Source organism: Micromonospora sp. C95, assembly GCF_018070465.1.
Classification (GTDB): domain Bacteria; phylum Actinomycetota; class Actinomycetes; order Mycobacteriales; family Micromonosporaceae; genus Micromonospora.
Genome location: NZ_JAGPXT010000015.1, coordinates 89,889 through 113,544 on the forward strand (window position 1 = coordinate 89,889; position 23,656 = coordinate 113,544).

General features: G+C 71.3%; 18 protein-coding genes and 2 pseudogenes. 10 read left to right on the forward strand and 10 right to left on the reverse strand.

Annotated features, from left to right (window positions below):
• Positions 1 to 19 precede the first annotated feature (19 nt).
• From KBX00_RS18280 to KBX00_RS18290, 3 genes are all read left to right on the forward strand, one after another.
• Positions 20 to 1,552, forward strand: coding sequence for an NADH-quinone oxidoreductase subunit M (locus KBX00_RS18280; RefSeq protein ID WP_210828588.1), 1,533 nt, complete (start codon positions 20 to 22; stop codon positions 1,550 to 1,552).
• Between the two features lie 31 nt (positions 1,553 to 1,583).
• Positions 1,584 to 3,134: an NADH-quinone oxidoreductase subunit NuoN gene (nuoN, locus tag KBX00_RS18285; RefSeq protein ID WP_210828591.1), complete on the forward strand. Its 1,551-nt coding sequence runs from the start codon at positions 1,584 to 1,586 to the stop codon at positions 3,132 to 3,134.
• A gap of 91 nt (positions 3,135 to 3,225) precedes the next feature.
• Entirely contained in the window at positions 3,226 to 4,311 is a 1,086-nt protein-coding gene (locus KBX00_RS18290) for a polyprenyl synthetase family protein (protein WP_210828592.1), read from the forward strand.
• Positions 4,312 to 4,384: 73 nt separating this feature from the next.
• Here the strand turns inward: KBX00_RS18290 and KBX00_RS18295 are convergent, their stop codons facing one another.
• The gene (locus KBX00_RS18295; RefSeq protein ID WP_210828594.1) at positions 4,385 to 5,572 is read right to left on the reverse strand and encodes an MFS transporter; all 1,188 of its coding nucleotides are present in this window, start codon (positions 5,570 to 5,572) and stop codon (positions 4,385 to 4,387) included.
• A gap of 155 nt (positions 5,573 to 5,727) precedes the next feature.
• Here KBX00_RS18295 and KBX00_RS18300 point away from each other — a divergent pair, with 155 nt between their 5' ends.
• Positions 5,728 to 6,510, forward strand: coding sequence for an IclR family transcriptional regulator (locus KBX00_RS18300; protein WP_210828596.1), 783 nt, complete (start codon positions 5,728 to 5,730; stop codon positions 6,508 to 6,510).
• Positions 6,511 to 6,592: 82 nt separating this feature from the next.
• Here the strand turns inward: KBX00_RS18300 and KBX00_RS18305 are convergent, their stop codons facing one another.
• Positions 6,593 to 8,716, reverse strand: a complete 2,124-nt coding sequence (locus KBX00_RS18305) for a PhoX family phosphatase (RefSeq protein WP_210828598.1) — start codon at positions 8,714 to 8,716, stop codon at positions 6,593 to 6,595.
• 246 nt (positions 8,717 to 8,962) lie between these two features.
• Here KBX00_RS18305 and KBX00_RS18310 point away from each other — a divergent pair, with 246 nt between their 5' ends.
• On the forward strand, positions 8,963 to 9,457 hold the full coding sequence (locus KBX00_RS18310; RefSeq protein ID WP_232511229.1) for a sigma-70 family RNA polymerase sigma factor: 495 nt from the start codon (positions 8,963 to 8,965) through the stop codon (positions 9,455 to 9,457).
• Positions 9,454 to 10,146 (forward strand): anti-sigma factor, encoded by a 693-nt coding sequence (locus tag KBX00_RS18315; protein ID WP_210828600.1) that lies wholly within the window; start codon positions 9,454 to 9,456, stop codon positions 10,144 to 10,146. Before KBX00_RS18310 ends, KBX00_RS18315 begins: the two co-directional genes overlap by 4 nt.
• Before the next feature lie 9 nt (positions 10,147 to 10,155).
• Here KBX00_RS18315 and rarD read toward each other — a convergent pair whose 3' ends face one another.
• The 4 genes and pseudogenes from rarD to eccE form a co-directional block, all read right to left on the reverse strand.
• Positions 10,156 to 11,091: an EamA family transporter RarD gene (gene rarD, locus KBX00_RS18320; protein WP_210828602.1), complete on the reverse strand. Its 936-nt coding sequence runs from the start codon at positions 11,089 to 11,091 to the stop codon at positions 10,156 to 10,158.
• Positions 11,088 to 11,327: pseudogene (locus KBX00_RS18325) on the reverse strand (GNAT family N-acetyltransferase); the annotation flags it as partial. The gene rarD and the pseudogene KBX00_RS18325, both read right to left, overlap by 4 nt.
• Before the next feature lie 110 nt (positions 11,328 to 11,437).
• Positions 11,438 to 11,824: a phage holin family protein gene (locus KBX00_RS18330; RefSeq protein WP_093404048.1), complete on the reverse strand. Its 387-nt coding sequence runs from the start codon at positions 11,822 to 11,824 to the stop codon at positions 11,438 to 11,440.
• Between the two features lie 45 nt (positions 11,825 to 11,869).
• Positions 11,870 to 13,741: a type VII secretion protein EccE gene (eccE, locus tag KBX00_RS18335; RefSeq protein ID WP_307868843.1), complete on the reverse strand. Its 1,872-nt coding sequence runs from the start codon at positions 13,739 to 13,741 to the stop codon at positions 11,870 to 11,872.
• Between the two features lie 238 nt (positions 13,742 to 13,979).
• On the opposite strand from eccE, the gene KBX00_RS18340 reads away from it, so the two are divergent.
• Together KBX00_RS18340 and KBX00_RS18345 are read left to right on the forward strand one after the other, a co-directional pair.
• Positions 13,980 to 14,300, forward strand: coding sequence for a WXG100 family type VII secretion target (locus KBX00_RS18340; RefSeq protein WP_210828653.1), 321 nt, complete (start codon positions 13,980 to 13,982; stop codon positions 14,298 to 14,300).
• A gap of 24 nt (positions 14,301 to 14,324) precedes the next feature.
• Complete coding sequence (locus tag KBX00_RS18345; RefSeq protein WP_210828604.1) at positions 14,325 to 14,618, forward strand: WXG100 family type VII secretion target; 294 nt, start codon at positions 14,325 to 14,327, stop codon at positions 14,616 to 14,618.
• Positions 14,619 to 14,649: 31 nt separating this feature from the next.
• On the opposite strand, the pseudogene mycP reads toward KBX00_RS18345, so the two are convergent.
• A pseudogene (mycP, locus tag KBX00_RS18350) lies at positions 14,650 to 15,799 on the reverse strand (type VII secretion-associated serine protease mycosin).
• A 251-nt stretch (positions 15,800 to 16,050) separates the two neighbouring features.
• Here mycP and KBX00_RS18355 point away from each other — a divergent pair.
• Both KBX00_RS18355 and KBX00_RS18360 read left to right on the forward strand, forming a co-directional pair.
• The gene (locus tag KBX00_RS18355) at positions 16,051 to 19,074 is read left to right on the forward strand and encodes an SseB family protein (RefSeq protein ID WP_307868844.1); all 3,024 of its coding nucleotides are present in this window, start codon (positions 16,051 to 16,053) and stop codon (positions 19,072 to 19,074) included.
• Entirely contained in the window at positions 19,071 to 19,436 is a 366-nt protein-coding gene (locus KBX00_RS18360; RefSeq protein ID WP_210828606.1) for a hypothetical protein, read from the forward strand. Before KBX00_RS18355 ends, KBX00_RS18360 begins: the two co-directional genes overlap by 4 nt.
• A 15-nt stretch (positions 19,437 to 19,451) precedes the next feature.
• On the opposite strand, the gene KBX00_RS18365 is transcribed toward KBX00_RS18360, so the two are convergent.
• The 3 genes from KBX00_RS18365 to KBX00_RS18375 all read right to left on the reverse strand — a co-directional run bounded on the left by KBX00_RS18365 (position 19,452) and on the right by KBX00_RS18375 (position 23,480).
• Positions 19,452 to 20,384, reverse strand: a complete 933-nt coding sequence (locus KBX00_RS18365) for an alpha/beta fold hydrolase (RefSeq protein WP_210828607.1) — start codon at positions 20,382 to 20,384, stop codon at positions 19,452 to 19,454.
• An 88-nt stretch (positions 20,385 to 20,472) separates the two neighbouring features.
• On the reverse strand, positions 20,473 to 20,958 hold the full coding sequence (locus KBX00_RS18370) for a DUF5818 domain-containing protein (RefSeq protein WP_210828608.1): 486 nt from the start codon (positions 20,956 to 20,958) through the stop codon (positions 20,473 to 20,475).
• A 116-nt stretch (positions 20,959 to 21,074) separates the two neighbouring features.
• Positions 21,075 to 23,480, reverse strand: a complete 2,406-nt coding sequence (locus KBX00_RS18375) for an immune inhibitor A domain-containing protein (protein ID WP_210828659.1) — start codon at positions 23,478 to 23,480, stop codon at positions 21,075 to 21,077.
• Between the last annotated feature and the right edge of the window lie 176 nt (positions 23,481 to 23,656).

A 23,656-nucleotide genomic window follows, 5' to 3' on the forward strand; every position in this document is an offset into this window, starting at 1 on the left:
ACGGAGGTAAGGCCGCATAATGTCCGACTTCCCGTTCCTCTCGGTGCTCACCGTGGCGCCGCTTGTCGGCGCCGTGGTCGTCGCTCTCCTGCCGCGCAGCCGGCCGACGTTAGCCAAGCAGGTCGCGTTCGGCTGGTCGCTGCTGGTGCTGGCGCTGTCGGTGGTCATGTGGGTGACCTTCCAGGTCGGTGGCGACCGGTTCCAGTTCCGCGAGTCGTACCCGTGGATCCCGAACTGGGGGGTCAACTTCACCTTCGCCGCCGACGGCATCGCGCTGGTCATGCTGATGCTGATCGCGGTGCTGGTGCCGCTGGTGATCCTCGCCTCCTGGCACGACGCGGAGTCCTCGAAGCGGTCGATACCGGTCTACTTCGCGCTGCTGCTCGTCCTCGAATGCACGATGATCGGTGTCTTCGCCGCCGCCGACGTCTTCCTGTTCTACGTGTTCTTCGAGGTCATGCTGGTGCCGATGTACTTCCTGATCGGCAGCTACGGCGGCCACCAGCGGCAGTACGCGGCGGTCAAGTTCTTCCTCTACTCGCTCGTCGGTGGTCTGTTCATGCTGGCCGCAGTGATCGGCCTCTGGGTGGTCGGCGGCAAGACCTTCGACTGGGTGGCGCTGTCGCAGGTGGACATCTCCACCGGCGCCGAGCGCTGGCTGTTCCTCGGGTTCTTCGTCGCGTTCGCGATCAAGGCGCCGTTCTTCCCGTTCCACACCTGGCTGCCGGACGCCGGTGGCGCGGCACCGGCCGGTGCCGCCGCGCTGCTGGTCGGCGTCCTGGACAAGGTCGGCACCTTCGGCATCCTGCGCTACTGCCTGCCGCTGTTCCCGGACGCGGCCCAGTGGTTCGCGCCGTGGGCGCTGGCCCTGGCGGTCATCGGGATCATCTACGCGGCGCTGCTGGCGGTCGGGCAGAACGACCTCAAGCGGCTGGTGTCGTACACCTCGATCGCCCACTTCGGCTTCATCGGTGTGGGCATCTTCGCCTTCACCACGCAGGCGGGTACCGGTGCGGTGCTCTACATGGTCAACCACGGCCTCGCCACCGGGCTGCTGTTCCTGGTGGTGGGCATGCTCATCGCGCGCCGGGGCTCGGCGCTGGTGAGTGACTTCGGTGGTGCCGGCAAGCTGGTGCCGGTGCTGGCCGGGGTGCTCTTCTTCGCCGGTCTCGCCTCGCTGGCCCTGCCCGGCACCGCGCCGTTCGTCTCCGAGTTCCTGGTGCTGATCGGCACGTTCACGGTGAACAAGCCGGTCGCCGTGATCGCGACGCTGGGCATCATCCTGGCCGCGGCGTACGTGCTGTGGATGGTGCAGCGCACCACGCAGGGCACCCTCAACCCGGCGCTTACCGAGATCGACGGCATGAAGCGTGACCTCAACCTGCGCGAGAAGGTAGTCGTCGCCCCGCTTATCGCGCTGATCCTGGTGCTCGGCTTCTACCCGAAGCCGGTGACGGACGTGATCAATCCCGCCATCCAGGCGACCATGCAGGACGTCGGCCGGACCGACCCGGCCCCGTCGGTAGACACCGTCCAGGAGGCGAGCCGGTGAGCCCCGCAGTCGCGAACGAAAGGCTGATCCAGTGACCGAGCTTGAACTGCCGCCGATCGACTACGCGGCGATCGCGCCGATCCTGATCATGCTGGGCGCGGCGGTGGTCGGGGTGCTGATCGAGGCGTTCGTGCCCCGGCGGCTGCGGCATCCCGTGCAGCTGCCGCTGGCGGTGTTGGCGGTGCTCGCGGCGCTGACCATGGTCGTGGTCAACGCCGACAAGCGGGTGATCACCATTGGCGTGATCGCTGTCGATGGGCCGACGCTGTTCCTCCAGGGCGCGATCCTCGCCCTGTCGGCGGTGGCGCTGCTGCTGCTCGGCGAGCGGGCGGTCGAGCGGGGCGGGGCGTTCGTCGCCCAGGCCGCGGTGACCGCCGACTCGCCGGAGGACCGCCAGCAGGCGGAGAAGGCCGGTGGCGCGGGCGAGGTGTACCCGCTGACCACCTTCGCGATCGCCGGCATGCTGATCTTCGTGTCGGCGAACGACCTGCTGACCATGTTCATCGCACTCGAGGTCTTCTCGTTGCCGCTCTACCTGCTCTGCGCGCTGGCCCGTCGCCGGCGGCTGCTGAGCCAGGAGGCGGCGATGAAGTACTTCCTGCTCGGTGCGTACGCCTCGGCCTTCTTCCTGTTCGGCCTGGCGCTGATCTACGGCTTCACCGCGGGCCTGGGCGACCGGGCCGCCGGGGTGGACTTCGCCACCGTCAACGCGGCCGTGGCGAACTCGACGGCCAGCCCGGTGCTGCTCTTCGCCGGTATGGCGCTCGTCGCCATCGGTCTGCTGTTCAAGGCGGCCGCCGCACCGTTCCACGTCTGGACGCCGGACGTCTACCAGGGCGCTCCGACGCCGTTGACCGGGTTCATGGCGGCCTGCACCAAGGTCGCCGCGTTCGGTGCCCTGCTGCGGGTGTTCCACGTGGCCTTCGAGGGGGCCCGGTGGGACTTCACTCCGGTGCTGGGCGCGGTGGCGGTGCTGACCATGCTGGTCGGTGCGCTGTTCGCGGTGACCCAGACCGACATCAAGCGGCTGCTGGCGTACTCGTCCATCGCCAACGCCGGCTACCTGCTCGTCGGTGTGCTCGCGCCGGGCAGCGGAGGGCTTTCCGGCACGATGTTCTACCTGGTCGCCTACGGCTTCACGGTGTTGGCCGCGATCGCGGTGGTGACCCTGGTACGCGACGCCGACGGGGAAGCCACGCACCTGTCCCGCTGGGCCGGGCTGGGCAAGCGGTCGCCGGTCTACGCCGCCGTGTTCACCTTCGTCCTGCTGGCCTTCGCGGGTATCCCGATGACCAGCGGCTTCACCAGCAAGTTCGCGGTCTTCGGTCCGGCGCTGGACGGTGGGCAGGTGTGGTTGGTCATCGCGGGTGTGCTGACCAGCATGGTGCTGGCCTTCCCGTACCTGCGGGTCGTGGTGCTGATGTGGCTCTCCGAGCCGGGCGATGCGACGCCGACGGTGGCCGTGCCCGGTGCGCTCACCTCGGCCGCACTGGTGATCGGGGTGCTCGCCACGCTGGTGCTCGGCGTCGCGCCGGCACCGCTGCTCGACCTCGCCTCCTCGGCCGCCGACTTCGTCCGGTAACGGCTGACCTGCCGATCGAGGGCCGGACCACACGCTGTGGGCCGGCCCTCGTCGCGTATCCCCGGTCCGGTGCAGGTCGAACGTGTGTGGCATGGTTGGAGGCGTGGTGATTAGGGGTGGCGAGGGTTCAGGTGTCACCGGCTCCGGTGGTCGCCGGAGCCGTTCCGGCGCGGCTCAGTTCGGCGCGCTCGGCCTCCACCTCGCCGATCCGCGCAGTGAGGAGTCCGTCCTCGGCGTGCTGGAGGCGGTCGAGGCGGAGTTGCTGGCGAGCATCGCCAGCGCCGACCCGTTCGTCACCGAGGCGGCCCGGCACCTGGTGGAGGCCGGCGGGAAGCGGTTCCGGCCGTTGCTGGTGGCGCTGGGCGCCCAGTTCGGCGACCCGGCCCGGTCCGAGGTCGTGTCGGCGGCCGTGGTGGTGGAGCTGACCCACCTGGCCACGCTCTACCACGACGACGTGATGGACGAGGCGTCGGTGCGCCGTGGCGCACCCAGCGCCAACTCACGCTGGACCAACTCGGTGGCCATTCTGGTCGGCGACTACCTCTTCGCCCGGGCTGCGGACGTGGCAGCCGAGCTGGGCCCCGACGCGGTACGCCTGCAGGCTCGGACGTTCGCTCGGCTGGTGCACGGGCAGATCGCCGAGACCATCGGCCCCCGGGCCGGTGACGATCCGGTGGCGCACTACCTGCGGGTGATCGCCGAGAAGACCGGTTCCCTGATCGCCACCAGTGCGCATTTCGGTGCCCAGTTCAGTGGGGCCGCCCCGGAACAGGTGACGGCGCTGGCCGGGTACGGCGAAACCATCGGTGTGGCCTTCCAGCTCTCCGACGACCTGCTCGACATCGCCAGCGAGTCGACGGAGTCGGGCAAGACCCCCGGCACCGACCTGCGGGAGGGCGTGCCCACCCTGCCGGTGCTCTACGCCCTCTCCGCCGACGACGCCGACGCCGCCTCCGTGCGGCTGCGGGAGATCCTGGCCACCGGGCCACTGACCGACGACACCCTGCACGCCGAGGCGCTCGGTCTGCTCCGCGAGAGCCCGGCGCTCAAGCGCGCCCGCGAGACCGTCCGCAGCTACGCCGAGGACGCCCGCGCCCACCTCGCGCCCCTCCCACCCGGCCCGGCCCGCCGCGCCCTCGAATCCCTCTGCGACCACATCGCCGACCGCACCAGCTAACCCCACCCCACCTCCGTCGGGTTGATCAAAGTTTTAGTCGCCGTCCGCGCGAATCCAGACGCAAACTTCTTGATCAACGTGACAGGTCTGGGGTGGGGAGGAGTGGGGTGGCGGTGAGCATGAGGGCGGCGGCGGCGAGCATGGCGGCGGCAGCGGCGAGCCACATCGCGGGATAGCCGGCTGCGGCGGCCAGCGGACCCAGGGCGAGCGGGCCGACAAAGCCGCCAGCGTACACCCCGGTCTGGGTGATCGAGGTGGCGGCGGCCGGTGCCTGCGGATGCAGTTGGACCACCGCGAAGTTCATCAGCCCCGGCCAGGACCAGCCGAGACCGAAGCCGAGCACCACGCCCACGACCAGGGGGCCCGGACCGGCCGCGGCGAGCAGGCCCAGACCTACCGCGCCGGCCACCAGCAGGCCGGCGATCACCGCGACGTGTCCGCCGGTGCGGCGGTCGGCCAGCCAGCCGATCCCGATCCGGGCCGCGACGCAGACCGCGCTGCCGAGGGTCAGGGTGAGCCCGGCCATTCCCGGATCGAGCCCTCGGTCGACCGAGGCATCGACCACGAAGGTGCCAAGCGCGTTCGCCGCTCCTGCGGCCAGCGTCGCGGCCACGCCGACAAGGATCAGCCCCGGGCTCGGGCCGCCGGTACGGCCGGTGCGGCGCCGCGCGGGCCGGGCGCCCTGCGAGGGTACGGCCGGCAGTGCGGCAAGTGCGGCACCGGCCGCCGCCACGAAGGCCCAACGCCAACCGACGGTCAGCGCGAGGGTGGGTACCGCCACGCCGGCGAGCAGTGTGGAGACCGGAATGGCCGCCTGCTTGACGCCGAACGACAGGCCCTGCCGACGGGGCGGGACGTGCCGGGCGAGCAGGGCGTTGCTGGACAACTGGCCGAGTGCGTTCGCGGTGCCCGCGACGGCGAGCAGACCGACAAGCACCGGATACGAGCGGGCGGCCACCGCCACGGCCAGCAAGGCACCGGCGGACACCCCGATGCCGGCGCGGGCCACCACGGCGGCGCCCCACCGTTCGACGAGGGCACCGGAGGGCACCGAGGCGAGGGCGCCGACGCCGAAGTAGACCGCCACGACGAGTCCCAGGCCGGCGGGAGAGAAGCCCAATTCCTCCCGCATCTGCACGGCGAGGCCGCCGACCAGGAAGACCGGCAGGACGCAGACGATCGTGACAGTGACCGCTACCGCACTTGCCCGGACGGGTCGTGCGGCGGTTCCCAAGGGGTGCGCAGGGGCGATGTGGGTCATGGTGCGGCCAACCTACGCCAGCCGCACGGCGACGACGGAAAGTGAGGTGAACTTCACATCTAGTATTCGATTACCTTGGATCATCCACCCGATCAGGCGTTTCGCGGCGGGCCGCTTTTTCATATGGTGTAAGTCCCCCGGTGGCGGAGGTGGTTGTGCGTGACCCCCTGGCGGAACCTTCGGACCTGATCCGAAGTGTCTCCCGCGCGCTTCGAGTGCTCGAGTCGGTCGGTCGTGCCCCCCGGGGCCTGACGGTCAAACAGATCGCCCGCCGCTGCGAGCTGACCGTGGCCACCACGTACCACCTGGTTCGCACCCTCGCGTACGAGGGCTACGTGATCCGTCGGGAGGACGGCACGTACATCGTGGGGCTGGAGATTGCCGACCGCTACCGCGAGCTGGTCTCTGCGTTCCGCGGCTCACCAGCGATCGGGGAGAGCCTGCGTCGGGCAGCCCTGGAGACCGGCTGGAGTCATTTCCTGGGCCGATTCGTGGGTGGCCAGGTGGCGATCACCGCGGTGGCGGAGGGCCACCGCTCGCCGTACCTGGAGGATCTCGTTCCCGGGTTCGACGAGGGCGCGCATGCGACCGCGCTCGGCAAGGCCCTGCTCGCCACACTCACCGCCGAGCAGCGCCACCGTTACCTGCGCGAGTACGGCATGCGCCCGTTCACCAGCGCGACCCTCACCAGCCCCGAGGCCTTCGAGGCCGACCTGTCGGCGGGTGACCGGCGCGGGATGCAGTTGGAGCTGGGCCAGTTCCGGCAGGGCGTGGCCTGCGCCGCCGTGCTGGTGAGCCCGGACAAGGACATGGAACGGCGGACGGTGCTGGCCTGCGCGCTGCCGGCCAGCGAGATGATGACCTCCGCCCGAGTGGTCCGGACGAAACTGCTCGCCGCCGCGCGTAGCATCGCCGACGGGCTGGCCGCCGACAACTGATCCTCGACACCTGCCGAGACGGCCCCCTCCCTGGTGGGGAGAGGGCCGTCGGATGGGCGGCCGGCGCGATGCCGGGGCGGGGTCAGCTACCGACCGGTCCGCCGTCCAGCCGCCAGGTCACCACCACACCCGGCTTGGCGTAGTCGCCGTCGGGCCAGGTGGAGGCCGGGTTGTCGATCGTGAAACCGCTGATCTCACCCGGGTGCTGCACGGCCACGAAGACCGAGCGGTTGTCCTCGGTGATGAACGGACCGCAGGTCTCCGCACCGACCGGCACCGTCAGGAACTGCTTCAGGTGGCCCCGCTCCGGGCCCTCGATCGCCGTGGCGAAGAGGCCGTCGTTGCTGTCCAGCGCGTTGCCGTCGGTGGAGATCCAGAGGTTGCCGGTGGCATCGAACGCCACGTTATCCGGGCAGGAGATCGGCGAGACCTTGGTCTTGTCGTACCCGGCGAAGTAGGTCGACGGGTCCGCCGGGTCGCCGCAGACGATCGGCAGCGACCACTTGAACGTGTCGGAGGTGTTGTCCCCCCGGTCCTCGACCAGTTCCAGGATCTGCCCGTGCCGGTTGGCGGTACGCGGGTTGGCCTCGTCCGGTGCCGGGTTGCTGCCGACCCCACGGTTCGAGTTGTTGGTAAGCGCCACGTACACCTTGCCGGTGAGCAGGCTCGGCTCGACGTCCTCCGGACGGTCCATCTTGGTCGCACCGACCTTGTCCCCCGCGAACCGGGTGAAGGTCAGCACCTCGGCGGCGGTCATTCCGTCCACGTAGGAGCGGTTACCGCTGACCAGCTTGATCCAGCGGCCCCGGCCGTTGAAGGCACCGTCACTGGGCAGGGTGCCGGAGCCGTCGATCTCACCGGCGCTGGTCTGGTCGAGCTTGGCGACGTAGAGGGTGCCCGACTCCAGCAGCGTCAGGTTGTGCTTGCGGGCGACCCAGGAGTTCCCCTTCATGAACTTCTTGTCGGAGACGAACTTGTACAGGTAGTCGAAGCGCTCGTCGTCGCCCATGTACGCGACCACGTGTCCGTTGCGGGCGACGATCACGTTCGCGCCCTCGTGCTTGAACCGGCCGAGCGCGGTGTGCTTGCGCGGGCGGCTCTCCGGGTCGAACGGATCGATCTCCACGACCCACCCGTGCCGGTTGGCCTCGTTGGGGTGCTTGGCGAGGTCGAAGCGCTCGGCGGCCCGGTCCCACTTGCGGCTGCCGCTCGGGTAGCGGGCGCTGGTGCTGATCCCGTAGCGGGCCAGCCGGGCCTTCTCCGACTCCGGCGCCGCGTCGCCGCCGACGAAGTACTGGTTGAAGTTCTCCTCGCCGGAGAGCACCGTGCCCCAGGGAGTGACGCCGCCGGCGCAGTTGTTGAGCGTGCCGATGACCGTACGACCCTTCGGGTCGGCGGCCGTCTTCACGAACGACGAGCCGGCGGCCGGGCCGGTCAGCTCGAACTTGCTGCTCAGCGCGTCGACCCGGCGGTTGTACGGCCGGCGGCCGGAGTCGACGACCTGCCACTGGCCGGTGCCGTCGACCCGCTCGATCTCCACCACGGACATGCCGTGCGCGGCCATCGCCACCTTCACCTGCTCGACGCTCAGCGCGTCCTGGCTGGTGAAGCCTGGGAACATCAGGTCCTCGTTGGTGTACTCGTGGTTGACCACCAGCAGCGCCCGCTTGCCGCGCTTGTCCAGCGGGAGCACGCCGACGAAGTCGTTGTTGTAGCCGAACTGCTTGGCCTGCGCGGCGGCGGTCTGCCGGCGCAGGTTGAACTCCGGCGCGCCGGGCACCACCGGGTCGCCCCAGCGGATGATGACGGCGTGGTCGTAGCCGTTCGGGACGACGAAGGTGTCGAGGGTGTTCGGCGGGATCGGCTTGAAGGTCAGGGCACCGCTGCCCGGGCGACGGCCGGCCGCCGCCGGCTGACCGGCCGGGGGCACCGGGGGAACCGGGGCTGCGGCGGCGGGAGTCGCGCCGGCCAGCGCGCCGGCCGCAGCGCCGCTGAAACCGAGCACCAGGGCGCCGACCGCCCCGGCGCGGACCACACCGCGGCGGCTGACCTCGGCGTTCACCATGTCACCGAAGTACGCGTTGTCGGAGGTGTTGGGTACCGGATGGTCACAGGCGTTGCCGCAGCGGTAGAGGCAGGTCATGGCGTCGCGGCTGCCGTGGCGGGGGGTGCCCAGCAGCGGGAGCAGCCGGGGACGGTCGCTCATGGGGAGGATCCTCCTGAGGGTCGGTGCACGTCGGTGCAGGTCACCGACGCGTACCCGCCGGACGCTAGGGCGGCGTGGTGAGCGAGGGTCGGCGTCGATGTGAACCAGCGATGAACTCCACCCCCGGGAATCCCAGGTTGAGCTGGGAATGAACCGTTCGGCGTGACAGGACGTATCTCTGGTCGTAACACCGCGCCCGCTCGCGCCGAGAGCGAGGAGAAGACCATCAGCGACCACGACGCCCACCTGCTGCGCGCCCTGCACGACGAGCATGCCGAGGCGCTGTACGCGCACGCGCTGCGGCTGGTCAACGGCGACCGGCAGCGCGCCGAGGACCTGGTGCAGGAGACGCTGCTGCGGGCCTGGCGGCATCCGGAGTCGCTCGACCCGCGGCGCGGTTCGGTGCGCGCCTGGCTCTTCACCACCGCCCGTAACCTGGCGATCGACGCCTGGCGGCGACGGTCCACCCGGGTCGGCGAGGTGTACACCGACGAACTTCCCGAGCCGCCGGAGGTCGTCGACGAGACCGAACGAGCCGTCGAGGCGTGGACGGTCGCGGAGGCGCTCAACCGGCTCAGTCCCTCGCACCGCGACGTCCTGGTGGAGTGCTTCTACCAGGGGCGGTCGGTCTCCGAGGCGGCGTCGCGGCTGGGGGTTCCGCCCGGCACGGTGAAGTCCCGCACCCACTACGCGCTGCGCTCCCTGCGGCTGGTCCTGGCCGAGATGGGGGTGACCGGATGAACCGTTGCGAGTTCGCGTACGACGACGGGGCGTACGTGCTGGGCGCGCTCTCCCCAGCCGACCGGGTGGCCTACGAACGGCACCTCGTCGACTGCCCGGCCTGCCAGCAGTCGGTCTCCGAGATCGCCGTGCTGCCCGGTCTGCTCGGCCGGTTGGATCCGGCCAGCCTGGAACAGTTCCTCCCGCCGCCGGAGAACCCCCGGGTGCCCGAACTGCTCAACGCCGCCCGGGAGCGCCGACGCCGTGAGCGGCAGGCCGGCCGGCTGCGGTACGCGGTCATCGGGCTGGCCGCCGCCGCGTTCGCGCTGGTGGTCGGCCTCGGGGTGGCCATGATGCTGCCCGGGCAGGTGCTGAACGGGCCGGGTGCCCCGGTGCGGATGGTGCAGATGCAACCGGTCGCCGGCACGGTGCCGGTGCACGCCGAGATCGGCCTGACCGGCACCAACTGGGGTACCGAGGTGACCATGCACTGCGGCTACGACGAGCGGGCCGGGTACGGCAAGGCGAACGCCTTCCGGCTGGTGGCGCACGCCGGGGACGGCTCGCAGGAGCAGATCGGTTCCTGGTTGGCCGCCCCCGGCGACGACCTGCGGATCACCGGGGCGACCCGGTTCACCAACGCCGAGTTGGTCCGGCTGGAACTGATCCGTGCCGACGGCACTCCCGTGCTCGCCTACGAGGTCCGCTGAGCCGGGCCGTCAGCGGCTGGTCGCGACCGCTGCGGTCGGTGCCTCGGTGGCATCCAGCCGCAGGCGGCGGGTGCGCCGGGCCTGGCGTACGGCGTCGGCGGTGAAGACGATCAAGGCGAGCCAGACCAGGGTGAAGCCGGCCAGCCGGGCCGGCGGCATCGGCTCGTGGAAGATCAGTACACCGAAGCCGAGCTGGAGGATCGGCGCCACGTACTGGAGCATGCCGAGGGCGGTCAGCGGCAGCCGGTTGGCGGCACCGGCGAAGAGCAGCAGCGGGATGGCGGTCAGCGCCCCGGCCAGCACCAGCAGGGCCGTGTGCCCGGCCGATACGTGGCCGAACGCGGCGGCACCGGTGGCGGCGAGCCAGCCGAGGTAGCCGAGCGCGGGCAGCGACAGCACCGCCGACTCGACGAACAGACCCTCCGCCGCGGGCAGGCCGAGGCGCTTCTTCACCAGGCTGTACCCACCGAAACTGAACGCCAGGATGAGCGCGAGATACGGCAGCCGACCGTAGTCGACGGTGAGCACGGCCACGGCCAGGGCGCCGATGCCGAGCGCCGACCACTGCGCCGGTCGCAGCCGCTCACGTAGCACCAGCACCCCGAGCAGGACCACCACCAGCGGATTGATGAAGTAGCCGAGGGCGGTCTCCACCACTCGGTCGGAGTTGACACCGTAGATGTAGGTGAACCAGTTGACCGCGATCAGCGTGGCTGCGGCACCGATTCCCGCGAGGGTTCGTGGCCGGCGGAGCAGGGCCCGCAGGAAGCCGACGTTGCGCAGCGCGACGAGCAGCAGTGCGACGAAGGCGACGGACCACACCACCCGGTGGGCGAGGATCTCCAGTGGTCCGGCCGGACGCAGCAGCTTGAAGTAGAGCGGGAAGAACCCCCACAGCAGGTAGGCACCAAGTCCGTAGAGGTAGCCGAGACGGAGCGACGTCACGGTTCCACCGTAAGGGCCTCATGGGGTTGTCGATCCTTGCTGGTGAGCGGACTCACGGCCTGGCCGCGCTGGTCCAGCTCCATCCAACGGTCGGCCCGTACGCCGCCGAATCCGATTTTCGCGTACACCCCGTGGGCGTCGATGGTGGCCAGCAGGATCCGGCGTACGCCGAGCTCGGCCAGGTGGTCCCCGACCGCGCCCGCCAACCAGGTGCCCAGCCCGCGACCCCGTAGGGCCCAGTGCCTGACCTGGGTAGGTCCAAGCAGCCAATTCTCGCGATGTGGCCGGACGCGCCGCCCCGGTGGTCACCGTTACCGGCAACCACCGGGACTCGCGGCGGGTGGTGTCAGTCTCGGTCGAGGATGGCGCCGAGGATCCAGGTGACGACGCCGACGAAGAGTGCCCCCAGCACCGCGGCCGGCCAGAAGCCGTCGACGTCGAAGGGCAGTCCCGCCTGATCCGCGATCCAGCCGGTGAGCAGGAACAGCAGGCCGTTGACCACGAGGGCGATCAGGCCGAGGGTGAGCAGGTAGAAGCCGCAGCCGACGGTCTTGATGATCGGCTGGAGCACCCCGTTGACCACCCCGAAGATGACCGCGACGAGGATCAGGGTGAGGATCGTCTCGGAGACCGACTCGGTGTCGAGCGAGATACCGGGAATGAGCAGTGTGGCCAGCCAGAAGGCCACCGCCGTGGCGCCGACCCGGATCAGTAGACCTTTCAGAAAACCCATGGCGGGCATGGTGCCACGGCGGGCGCATGGGCGGAACCCGCGAGATCACTGCGCTTGGCCAATGGCTCGCGCGCCGACGAGCTGCGCCTCGATCGGGGTGCGGGCGAGCACTGCCCACCGCAGGGCCCGCCGGTTGACCACGGCGACCATGTCGGGCCGGATGCGGGTCAGTGACTCCGCCGCGTCGCCCAGTCCGAGCGCGTTGCCGGCGACGGTGGCTTCCGCCCGGCTCAGCGGCTGGAACACCGCCAGGTCGACCCGGCCCAACGCGTCCGCGTCGGCCGGCGTCAGCACGTCGCGGACCAGCAGCGTGGTGTGCCAGGCGGTGCCCGGCCGGGGACCGGCGGGCGGCGGCGCGTCCAGCACCACGAGTACCGGGGCGAGCGGCGTACCGGGTTCTCCCGTGACCGGCCGACCCGGTCGGATCAGCGGCACCGGCCGACCCGTGCCCCGGACGAACCGCGCCCAGGCGTGCGGCCGGCCGGTCTGGACGATCACCCGGGCACCGAGTGCCATCGCGCGTACGGCGACCAACTGGGCAGCGGACACCCCACCGACGAGCATCAGTCGCGTGCTCTCCGGCCGGAACAGCCGCACGGTGACGGCATCGCCGTGCCGGTTGACGCCGATCACCAGCCCGGCGGCGCCGAACGGCACCTCCCGCACCAGGTCCCCGGCACCGTACGGCACCTCCCGATTCGGGTCTCCGGCATCGGTCAGCGGTGCTGCCCCGGGCCGAGCCACCGGCAGCGTCGCGGCGAGCCCGTCCCACTGCCGGCCGTCGAGCCGCTCCAGGGTCGCGCCGTCGGCGGCGGCCGTCCGGCGCAGCTGCCGAGCCGCGTCCGACAAGTCGGTGGGCGTCGGCGCGGCGAGCCGAACGAGCAGCGCGGTGGCCGTCGGCCGCTCCGTCCCGGCGTGCAGCGACACCGTGATCGCGGTCGCCGGCAGCTGCCACAGCCGGTGCACAAGCGTGGCCGCGTCCCCGCCCGGCCAACGACTCAACCGGAAGGTGGTCTGGAGCAGGCGACCGCAGCGGACCGTTTGCCACGATTCCCGCACCGGCCGCCCGTCGTGGTGGGCGAACTCGGCGAGCACCCGCCGGATCGGTTGCTCGCCCATCGGCCGCACGGTCAACGGGCGCAGCCGCCGGACGATCCGGCGGACGGCGCCCGCGAGGGCTTGCCGCAACGCATCTTCCGGCCAGCCCCGCGCCCGCGACACCCGCACCGCCAGCACCGCCCGATCCCGCCCGGCCAACTGCCCGTCGGTGAGCTGACGGTACGAGACGGCCGGCACGCCGCCGCCGGCACCGAGCGCCGGTGCCGGCGTACCGGTCAGGAGAAGTTGTACGCATACCGGCGGGCCCTGGTCGGTCTCGGCCGCAAGCAGCGACGCGGGCGACGGTAGTGACTGCTCGCGGTCACCGATCAGGTCGGCCGGGTCGCCGATCTCCAGCAGTGCCATCAGGCCGTCCGGGTCGTCCAGGATCGCGGCGAAACCATCGCCCAGCTCGACGGAACCGATCACGGCGTTCGGGTTCACCAGACCGAGCAGCTCGGTCGGACCGTCGTCAGGTCCGGTCGTACGCCGCCGGCTCAGAAAGCCAACGCCGGTGACCAGCCACTCGTGCAACCATCGCCGGCGGACCCGGCTCCAGGTCACGGTGAGCACCACGGCCGCCACAAGTGTCGTGGCGGCCGTTGCCAGGGGACCCCGGCCCGGAACCACGACGATCGCCGCCGCCACCACCTGGGTGGTGACGATCTGGCCGGGGCGGACAGGAGTCGAGCGCCATCGGCGGCCGGGTGGTCGCCGTGGCTCGTTGGGACGGATCCGACGGCCGGATCCGGACGACGGATCGTCGGAGGGCGGGAGGCCGGGCGCGTCCGGGCGGGCCGAAGTGAGGGTCGCCGCCACCGTAGCCTCCCTTGAACCGTCACCGATCGCGACATCGACGACGCCCATCGTAGTTGCCGGCGATCGAGGACGTTGTCCACAGGGGAACGAGGTGGGGTAGCAGAACCGCGATCGTGTCGCTACTCTCAGCGACGAGTTCTCGTTGGCCCATCCCGCGTCGTGCTCGCCCTCCGGCGTCGTGGGTGGTGCGTACCGCCGCAGGGCCAGCCACGATCGAGGAGACGAGGTGACGTCCAAGGTGTCCCAGACCCAGGCAGAGGCCGCGGTGATGCAGCAGACCGCGGCGAAGTTCGAGCAGACCGACCAGTCGTTGCAGTCGATGCTCAGTGGACTGTTGGTCCAGCTGGAGGTCCTCCAGCAGGCCTGGCGCGGGGCTGGTGGCCGATCGTTCGAGCAGGTCAAACGGAAGTGGGCGGAGGATCAGGCCGGGCTGCAGCAGGCGCTGCGGGAGACGGCGGGCGCGATCCGCACCGCCGGCACCCGCTACGACGCGTCGGACACCGAGGCGGCCGCCCGGGTGGCGGCCACCAACCGTGGCGGCATCCAACTGCCGCTATAGCCACGACTCAGGGAGAAGAATCCGATGGAGCACGGTGTGCTGGTCGTCAACTTCGCCGCGCTGCAACAGGCCAGTGCGGACATCCAGCGAGCGCTCAACACGCTCGATGCACAGCTCGGCCAGTTGGAGCGCGACGCGGCGCCGCTGGTAGCCAGCTGGTCCGGTGCGGCACAGCAGGCCTACGAGCAGCGGCAGGCGCGGTGGCGTAACGCCTCGCAGGATCTCCAGGCGATGTTGCGGGACATCAAGCTTGCGGTGGACGAGTCCGCAGCTGACTATCTCGACACCGAGAAGCGGAACACCGGCCTGTTCCAGTGAACCTCCGCCGCCGGGGTGACGCCGATCGGCGTCACCCCACGTCGTGGCCGTGGTCGGCGGGACGCCATCGTCGGCGTACCCCTCGGGGCACCACCACCGCGGCCAGCACGACGGTGGCCACCAACGGCATGCCCGCGCCGGTGAGCAGCAGTGCCCGGGTCTGTGCGGCCCGTCGACGGTCCTGCTGTGCCAGTAGCGCCGGATCAGGCCGGTCGTCGGCCAGCCCGGTCGCCGCCCGCGCGTGCCTCGGCACCGAACCGGTCTCGGTCACCGCCCGGTACGGATTGAGTACCCCCGCACCGTATCCGTCGCCGGGGGCCGGATCGGCGCTGGCGACGATCCGCCGGGCCACCTCCAACGCGCTCAGGTCGGGGCGGTACTGGCGCAGCAGGGCTGCGGTGGCGGCGACGAAGGGCGCCGCGTAGCTGGTGCCGTCGGCACTGCGATGACCATCCCCGGGTGCGGCGACCAGCACGTCGAGACCGGGAGCGACGAGATCCACGTGCGTGCCGGTCTGCGAGAAGTCGGTCCGCATGCCGTCCGCTCCGACCGCGCCGACCCCGAGTACCCCGCCGTAGGTGGCCGGATACGGGCGTCGCTGGCCGTCGGCGGACAGGTTGCCGGCGGCAGCCACCACGACCACGTCCCGGCTGAGCGCGTACGCGACAGGCGCGGACAACGGGATGGTCGGCGTAGAGAACCACGGAGAGGTTGACCACGGCGGCGCCCTGGTCGACCGCCCAGCGGACCGCTCGGCCGAGGTCCCGGGGCGTCGCCGTGCGTCCCGTCCCGTGCCCGGCCACGACCTGTTGCTCACTCACCCGGACCGGCAGGATCCGGGCCTTGGGCGCCAGCCCCTGGAAGGCCGTCCCGTCGCGGGGCGCCGCGGCGATGATGCTCGCCACGCCGGTGCCGTGCCCGACACAGTCGAGGCCGCCGTCGCCGCCGGGATCGAGCAGGTCAATGCCGGCCAGCACCCGACCGGCGAGTTGCGGGTGCCGTCGGTCCACGCCCGAGTCGACCACCGCCACGGTCACCCCGGCACCGGTGGCCAGCCGAGCAAGACGCTCCGGGGCGTACCGTTGCTGCGCCCAGGGGGCTGCGGAGACCGGCCCGGCCGGAGCCGGTGGCGAGGCGCACCCCGGCGCGGCGCGGGCCGGGGGCACCGCGACCGTCGTCATCGGGCCGGCCAGCAGGATCGCGGTCAGCCCCGTCCGGAGGACGCCCGGTGGGCGCCGACCACCTCGCCGGCGTCGCCGCGCACCGCGTGTCCGGTACATCGACTGCCTCCGTATCGTGTCGACACCGAGACGGGATGTTATCGGTTGCTGGTGAGCCGGGTGGGCCACCGGCGGCCTGACATTGTGATCTTGCAATCACCTTGTAGGTTGTATCCGATACCTATGGCCTGTGCCCGGGAGGAGGGGTGGCCGTGACCGACTGGGAGCCGGCCACCGGGGCCGAGGCGGCGATGCGAGACGCGCTGCACGGCAATGACCAGCAGCTTTACTTCCGGATCCTGTCCGGAGTCGAGCTGCTGCTGCCGGTCTCCGCGCAGGCGGCCGCGGGGCGGACACCGGTGGGCTGGGGCACGTGGACAACCGGCGGCCGGACGCACGTGCTGGCGTTCACCTCCGCCGAGGCGATGCGGGCCTGTCTCGGTGAGCACGCCGGGCCCAGCCGACGCACCGGGTACGCGGAACTCGCCGCGAGCTGGCCGAATCACGAGTGGTGGCTGGCGGTGAACCCCGGCCTGCCCATCGAGGGCTACCTGCCCGCCTGGTATGTGTCCCAGCTGTCCCGAGGTGATGTCCGGCTGCCCGGCCGTACGGTGGGCGCACGCGCTCGGTTGGAACGTGTCGAGGCGCTGAACCGGGCCCGCGACGCCGCCTCGGCCTCATCCGCTCCGGCGACGCCGAACCCGCCCTCCGCACCGCGGTCGTCGGGTCCGGTCCGACCGACGCAGCTCTCCGCGGCACCACCGGTGGTGCCGGCGGCCTTTCATCTTCCCGAGGTGCCGCCGGCGGCGGCGGGCACAGTTGCTCGACCTCGCACGGACTCCGCCGACCGTGCAGCCGACCCGGCCCGCCCGGCACCGCCCGACAGTAGCGGGATGGGGCGTGCCGACGCCCAGCGGCCGGGTGGTCTGGGTGCTGCTCGGCCGGACGGCCGCGGCACCGTGGGTGGTGGTGCGTCGCCACGGCGACCGGCACCGGGGCGGAGCGAGGTACCGACGTCCGGCGGGCCCGGATGGCCCACGGCACCGGACCGGGCCGGCGCGCCCGCAAACGGAGCTCCGCCCGGCCCCGAGCCGACCGCTCAGCGATCCTTCTTCGAGCCGGCGAACGGTCGCTCGACGCATCGCGGCGACCGCCTTGCCGACCGGGCCGTACCACCGTCGCGGTTTCGGGGTGGTCAGCCGTTTCCCCGCCGCGGACCGGCCGGTGAACCGCCGTCCGACGGTTCGACCCGCGCTTTCGTGTTCAGCGAGAACGACCAGGCCACCACCCGGACGAGTCCGGTCCCGAACGAGGAGACGACCCAGCCGCTGCCACCGCCCGACGGGCCGGTTCGGTCGCTGCGGGTGAGCACCCCGGTCGGCTGGGCGGTCCCGGGTGGCGGTGATCCGACCGCCGGTGGCGGTGATCCCGCCGAGACGCCACCCCGTCGCCAGCCGGCGGAGGAACAACCGACCTCGGCGGCCGAGCCGGTCTCCGCCCCGCCTGCGCCGCGTCGTGGCTTCACCCCGATCGTGATAGAGGGCACCATCATCGAGGCCCGGGACCTCAGCCTCACCAACGGCCACCCGGGTCAGCCCGGCGGGCCGCCGGACGGCGGCGGCACGGCCGGAGCGGGCGCGGCGTCGGCTCGTCCGGCACCGCAGGACGCGAGGGTCTCCGCCCCTGCGGAGCCAGCGTTTGCCGACCCCGAGCCGGCGTTTGCCGACCCCGAGCCGACGGCTGCCGATCCCGAAGCGACGGCTGTCGATCCCGAACCGACGGTACGCTTTCCAACCCGCCGGCCGGAGCCGACGGCGTCGGAAGCCGAGCCGACCGTGGCGGTGCCGGCAGCGCCGCCCGAGCCGACCGTCCCGGTCCGGACGGTGCCGCCCGAGCCGACCGTGGCGGCACCGCCAGTGCCGCCCGAGCCGACCGTCCCGGTCCAGACGGTGCCGCCCGAGCCGACCGTCCCGGTCCAGACGGCGCCGCCCGAGCCGACCGGCCCCGAACGATCGGCGACGCCCGGGTCGACGGCCGCCGATCCGGCGGCCAGCCCGGCACCGCCGCGCCAGGCTCAGGTGGATGCCGGGGTCGAAATGGCCGCGTCGGTCGACGCCCGACCGGCGGCCGTCCCGGTCGCGGAGCGGCCGTCGCTGTTCACGCCGGCGTCCGCGTCGGCCGCAGGAGCACCCGAGGGGTCCGAGCCCTCGGGTGCGACGCCCACGTCCGGCCCGCCCACGGCGGCCACCGCGTCCGCCGATCCGCCCTTCCAACCCGCCAACGAGGTGGAGGAAGACCTGTACGGCGCCGCCGAGGCCGGCAGCACGGACACGTTCCTCTCCACGTTGCTGTTGGCCCGGGTTCTCATGCCGGTCGCGGCCGACTCCGCCGCCGGTAGCCGCCCTGGCGACCTGGGCTTCGTCTGGCCGGCCGTGCAACTGGACGGGCAGACCTTCGTGGTGGCATTCACCTCCCCGCAGCGCCTTGCCGACCACACCGATCCGGCGGCCGAGACGGTGCAGGTCCGCTTCGTCCAGCTCATCCGCAAGTGGCCCGACCTTTCGTGGTCGTTCGCCGTCAACCCCGGCACCCCGGTGGGTGCGAAGCTGCCCGGTGAGCAGATCGTCGGGCTGGCCAACTGGGCTGCCGAACTCGGCCTCGGCGACGACGCCGAGGGCGAGCCCGAGCCGACCGTCGAGACCCCCGCACCGGCGAGCAGCCCACGGCAGGCGGCGCCAGCGGGTGATCTGACCCGGCCGATCGTGATGCAGAAGGCGATCGCACCCAGCCAACTCGGCTACTACCTGGAACGGGGCTACGACCGGGTCTCCGGATTCGTGCACCGGGCCAGCGAGCTGGCGCATCTCACCACCCCGGCCGCCCTCTACCGGGCGCTCGGCCTCAACCACCCCGAGTCGCCGTTCGCGCCGGACGCCGAACAGATCTACGTGCTCCGGTGGCCGGCCTACCGGCCGAGCCTGTACCGCATCCCGTACGGCGGGCAGAACGAGGCGGCCATGCGGGCGATGGAGGGCTGGGTCATCGAACGCGCCCCGTTCCGGGGCAACGGCTTCGCCCCCGGCGAGGGCAGCGACGTGCTGGCCGAGTTCAAGGTGGACAGCGTCCGGCTGCCGCACGGCGCTCAACTGGTACGCATCGATGCCTCGGGCAGTGAGCGGCTGGTCGCCGTACTCGACGCCGACACGCTCTCCTGGCAGGAGGTCGGTGAACGGTGATGCGCGACGGCTACGTGGCGCGCTGGCGCGGACGGGAGTTCCCGGCCAGCCCGGACGGCAGCGAGGTGCGGCTCTACCAGCCGGACGCGACCGAGGGTTTCACCGAGGTACGCCCCGGCCGCCACGTCCGGGTCGTACCGGCGAACGAGATCGAGCAACTGGCGTACGTCCGTACCACCTGTACCTGGAAGGGTCAGCCGTTCATCGTGCTGGCCGAGCACGACGGGTGGCTGCGGGTCGAGTACACCGGTGGCCGTTGGCCGGTCGCGCAGGCGATGCGGCTGGAGGCCTTCGACTTCGGCGTCTACCAGGGTTGGGCCCCCGTCGGCGAGGTAACCGACGTACGCGAGCAGCGGGTCTGAGGCCGCCCGCGCGGGTCAGGACTTCGCCCAGCGCAGGACCTCGCCGAGCACCAGTTCGGGTGTCTCCAGGTGGGGGAAGTGTCCGACCTCGTCGAGCAGTCGCCACTCGTACGGTGCGCTGACATAGCGCCCGGAGCCCTGGGCGGTGCGCGGTAACGCCGCCACGTCCCGCGCCCCGTGCAGTTGCAGGGTGGGCGCGGAAAGCGGTCGCTGCATCAGCTTCACGAACCGGTAGCCGTGCAGCCGCAGTACCGACCGGAACGCCCACCGGTAGCCCTCCAACGCGCAGAAGGCGGCCTGCGGGATTCGCATGGCCTCCCGGTAGCGCCGCGCGTGTTCGGCGAAGTCCGCGCCGGTGACCCAGCGGTCGCCGCCCCAGCGGCGCAGAATCTCCTCGACCGCTCGACCGTTGTCGCGGGTGAGGAGGTGTTCGTACCGGGGCAACTGGAATCTCAGGGCGGGGGTCGACGCGGCGAACTGACCGCGTGGGTCGGCGAAGATGGCGGCCCGTAGCCGCAGTGGGTGCGGGGCGCCGAGCACCACCAGGCGGCGCACCAGGTTCGGGTGGAACGAGGCCACGGTCCAGGCGATCATGCCGCCGGCGCCGGTGCCGACCAGGGTGGCCGAGCGCTCGCCCAGCGCCCGGATCAGCCCGGCGACGTCGGCCGCGAGGGTGTAACCGTCGTACCCCCGGGGTGGTTTGTCGCTGGCGCCGTAGCCCCGCAGGTCCATCGCGACGGCGCGGAAGCCGGCGTCGGCGACCGCCGGCAGCATCCGGTGCCAGGCCCACCAGTGTTCGGGGAAGCCGTGCAGGAAGAGCACCATCGGCCCGGTACCCGCCTCCACGACGTGGAAGCGGCTGCCGTTGGCACCCACGAACCGGTGCGTCCACGGCCCTTCGGTGAGTACGCAGGACTCGTCGACGGCATCGTCACGCTGGTCGGTCATGCCCGACAGCCTAGGGCCCCGATGCCGCTCGCCTGGCCGGTGCCGTCGCCGCGGTGGCCCGGCCGATCCGCCACGACGGCGTCGACGGTCAACCGACCTGGCTCATCTTGAGGATGCTGACCGGGATTCCGGGGCCGCAGTCCACCTCGGCGGTAGCCGGGGCGGTGGTCACCCGTACCCAGGTGCCGGTGGCGAAGGTGCCCTTGTCGGCGCCGTGCAAGGCGTACTCCCGGCCGTCGTCGGTGACCAGGGTGTAGCAGGGGCCGCTGCCGCCCTGACTGAGCCGCCCGGCCAGGACGTTGGTCTTGCGCAGCTCGGTGGGATGGCGCGGCGGTGCCGTCGGGGTGCCGATCAGCGGCGGGTCGGTGGGCGACAGAGCCTCGCCGGTGCGCCCGACGGGAGGCTGCCCGGTGGCGTTGCCGGCGGTGGCGTCGCCTGCCACGGTCGGGCTGCCGGTAGCGGTGGGGCGCTGGTCGGCGGTCACGGCACCTCCGTCCGGCTCGCCGCATCCAGCCAGGGCCAGCAGCGCGGCGAGGCAGGCCGCCGGCGCTCGGGTGCGGATGGTGGTGGGCACCAGGGTATGACGCGAGCGGTGTCGGGGCGGTTCCCCTGCGGTCGATGCGGGTCCGGAAAGGGGTGGTGCCCCCGGCAGCTGACCAGCCCGGGGCACCACGTCGTCGGTCCGACGGATCAGGAGAAGCGGACCTTGGTGTTGATCCCGTTCTGCTTCAACACCTTGATCTTGGTGCCGGTGGCCGGCAGCTTCACGCCGTGGTTCGGCAGCTCCGGGAACCAGTACTTCTTGGTGTCGTCGAACAGCGGCTGCGCGGCCTGCCCACGGATGTACTGCGGCTGGCTGTTGAGGTGCAGCGTGAACGAATCCGCCTTCTTGAGACTGAACGGCGCGTCGTAGACCTGGATGCGGGCCCGCCAGGGCTGCCCGGTCAGGTTGTAGATCGGCCGCGGATGGGCGTCAATGATCATGTTCCGGCCCTCGCCCGGGTGGGCGAAGGTGTCGTTGTCCGCCCACCGGGTGTTCCAGTACGAGATCAGCAGTCCCTCCTGGTACGCGTAGTGGTCCACGTAGTCCGGCTTGGTGTTCTCGTACCCGAAGAAGTACGGGCCGGTCTTGAGATACTTGTCGTACGAGATGTACTGCCGGGTGCCGGCGATGTAGTAGTTCGCGAAGCTCCGCGTGTACGTCGCCTCGACCACCTCGAACCCGCCGGCCAACGTCCAGCCGTCCGCGTCGGACTCCGCGCCGTCGGTGAAGACGGTCTCGCCGTCGGCGGTGAGGGTGACCGCGTCGCCGAAGAAGCCGCCTTCGGAGACACCACCGTCGGTCTGGTAGCGCAGCCGGAATCCGACGCTGCCGCCCGCCACCTGGTCCAGTGGGATCTCGATGTCGACCCACTCGTCGTCGGAGCTGCCGTCCAGCGCGAAACGGCCGGGGGAGATCTCCTTCAGCGGCTCGCCGTCGACCGTGCCGTTCTGCGACGTCCAGGTCTGCCCGCCGTCGAGGGAGGTCTCGAAGAAGAGGTAGTCGTAGTCCGCCTCGATGCTGTAGCGGCCCTTCATCGACAGGGTCGCCGACGACTTCCCGGTCAGGTCGAACGTCCGGGTCATGGTGCTGTTGAGGTCGTCCGCGTTGCCGGAGAAGAACTGCTTGTCACCCTCGTACGGCGCGCCGTTGTCGAAGGTGTACTCGCGCTCGGGCAGCACCACCACGGCGGCCTGGGCCTGCTTGGTGTTGTACTCCTGCGGGCCGAGAGTGAGCGTCCGCTTCTGCCCGGCCACGACGACCTCGTAGTCGAGCCAACCGAGCTGGAGCTTGTTCCAGGCGCCGAGGTCGCCGCCGCGCTCGCCGATGCCACCGTCGTGCTTGGCGCCGAGCCGGCTCTGCGCCATCAGCGTCCAGTGCTCGTTGTTGTTGTCGCCGCCGCTGATCACGTTGTAGTCGTCCGGCAGGCCGAGGTCGTGGGCGTACTCGTGGTAGAAGACGCTGCGACCGCCGTTCTCCGGCTGGATGGTGTAGTCGCCGATCCAGACGCCGGTGTCGCCGATCTGGGTACCGCCCGCCGGGAAGTTCGACGGCCCGGTGCGGCCCTGGTCGGAGGCGTACGCGTACCAGCGGTGGCTCCAGATGGCGTCCTCGCCCTGGATCGGGTCGCCGTCGGCCATGTCGCCACCGGCGTGCACGATCTGGAAGTGGTCGATGTAGCCGTCCGGCTCGTTGAAGTCGCCGTCACCGTCGTGGTCGTAGCGGTCCCACTCGTCCATCGCCCGCACGTCGGCGGCGATCTCCTCGTCGGTCCGCCCGGCCGCCTGCTGGTCGGCGACCCACTTGTTGGCGGCGTCGCGCACCAGCGCCCAGACGTTGTTGCAGACGATTCCCTCGCACGGGTAGCCGCTGGAGCGGCCGTAGCGGGCCTCGTTGTACTGGACCTTCACCCAGTCGGTGACCACGCCGTCGACGCTGTACCGGCCGGAGGACTGTGCCTCGTAGTACTGCTTCACCGACTCGCCACCGGGGTCGGTGCCGAAGTAGAGCTTCCGGTAGTGGTCGGCGTCGTAGTCCGCCTGCCAGACGGTGGAGTTGTCCACCGACCGGTCCGGCTCGGGGATCTCGTTGTGCAGTGGACCGTCGAACTTCGTCGGGCCGGCGATGTCCGGGTCGGTGTCCTGGTCGGGGTAGTTCGGGTGCCGGTCATTGCCGAACTCCGCGAGGATCACGAAGATCTGGTCGGTCTGTTCCCGGGACAGCTCGACGTACTGCTTCTCGGTGGGGCCTCGCCCGCGCTTGGTGGCCTTGGCGTTGCGGCCGGCCGCACCGCCACGGACGGCCCGCTCGCCGACCTTGACCACCGTGCTGCCGTTGATCCGTTCGGCCTTGGCCCGGCCCGAGAGCACCTCACTGAGGCCCTCCTGGCGCAGGGCGCGGCGCTTGTCCTCAAGCGGGTTCGGCAGGTCGTGTTCGGCGTGGGCGGGCTCCGCGATGGACGGGGCGGCCGCCGGTGTCTCCAGCTGCGGAGCGGCGGCGGCGGATGTGCCGACCGTCAGTCCGGTAGCCGTCAACGAGAGCCCGAGCAGACCCACTGCGACTTTCCGCACGTGGTACCTCCGGATTGAGGGAACCGACCCGTCGGGGGGTTGCGGGCCGGTGAAAAAGGCCCCCGTAAATGGGGCCAGTGGTGAACCTAGGCACTCCTGGGGCTGGTGAGAAGAGTTGTGACCAAATTTTGTTGCACCTTTTTGTTGGCAGGCGTTTTCAC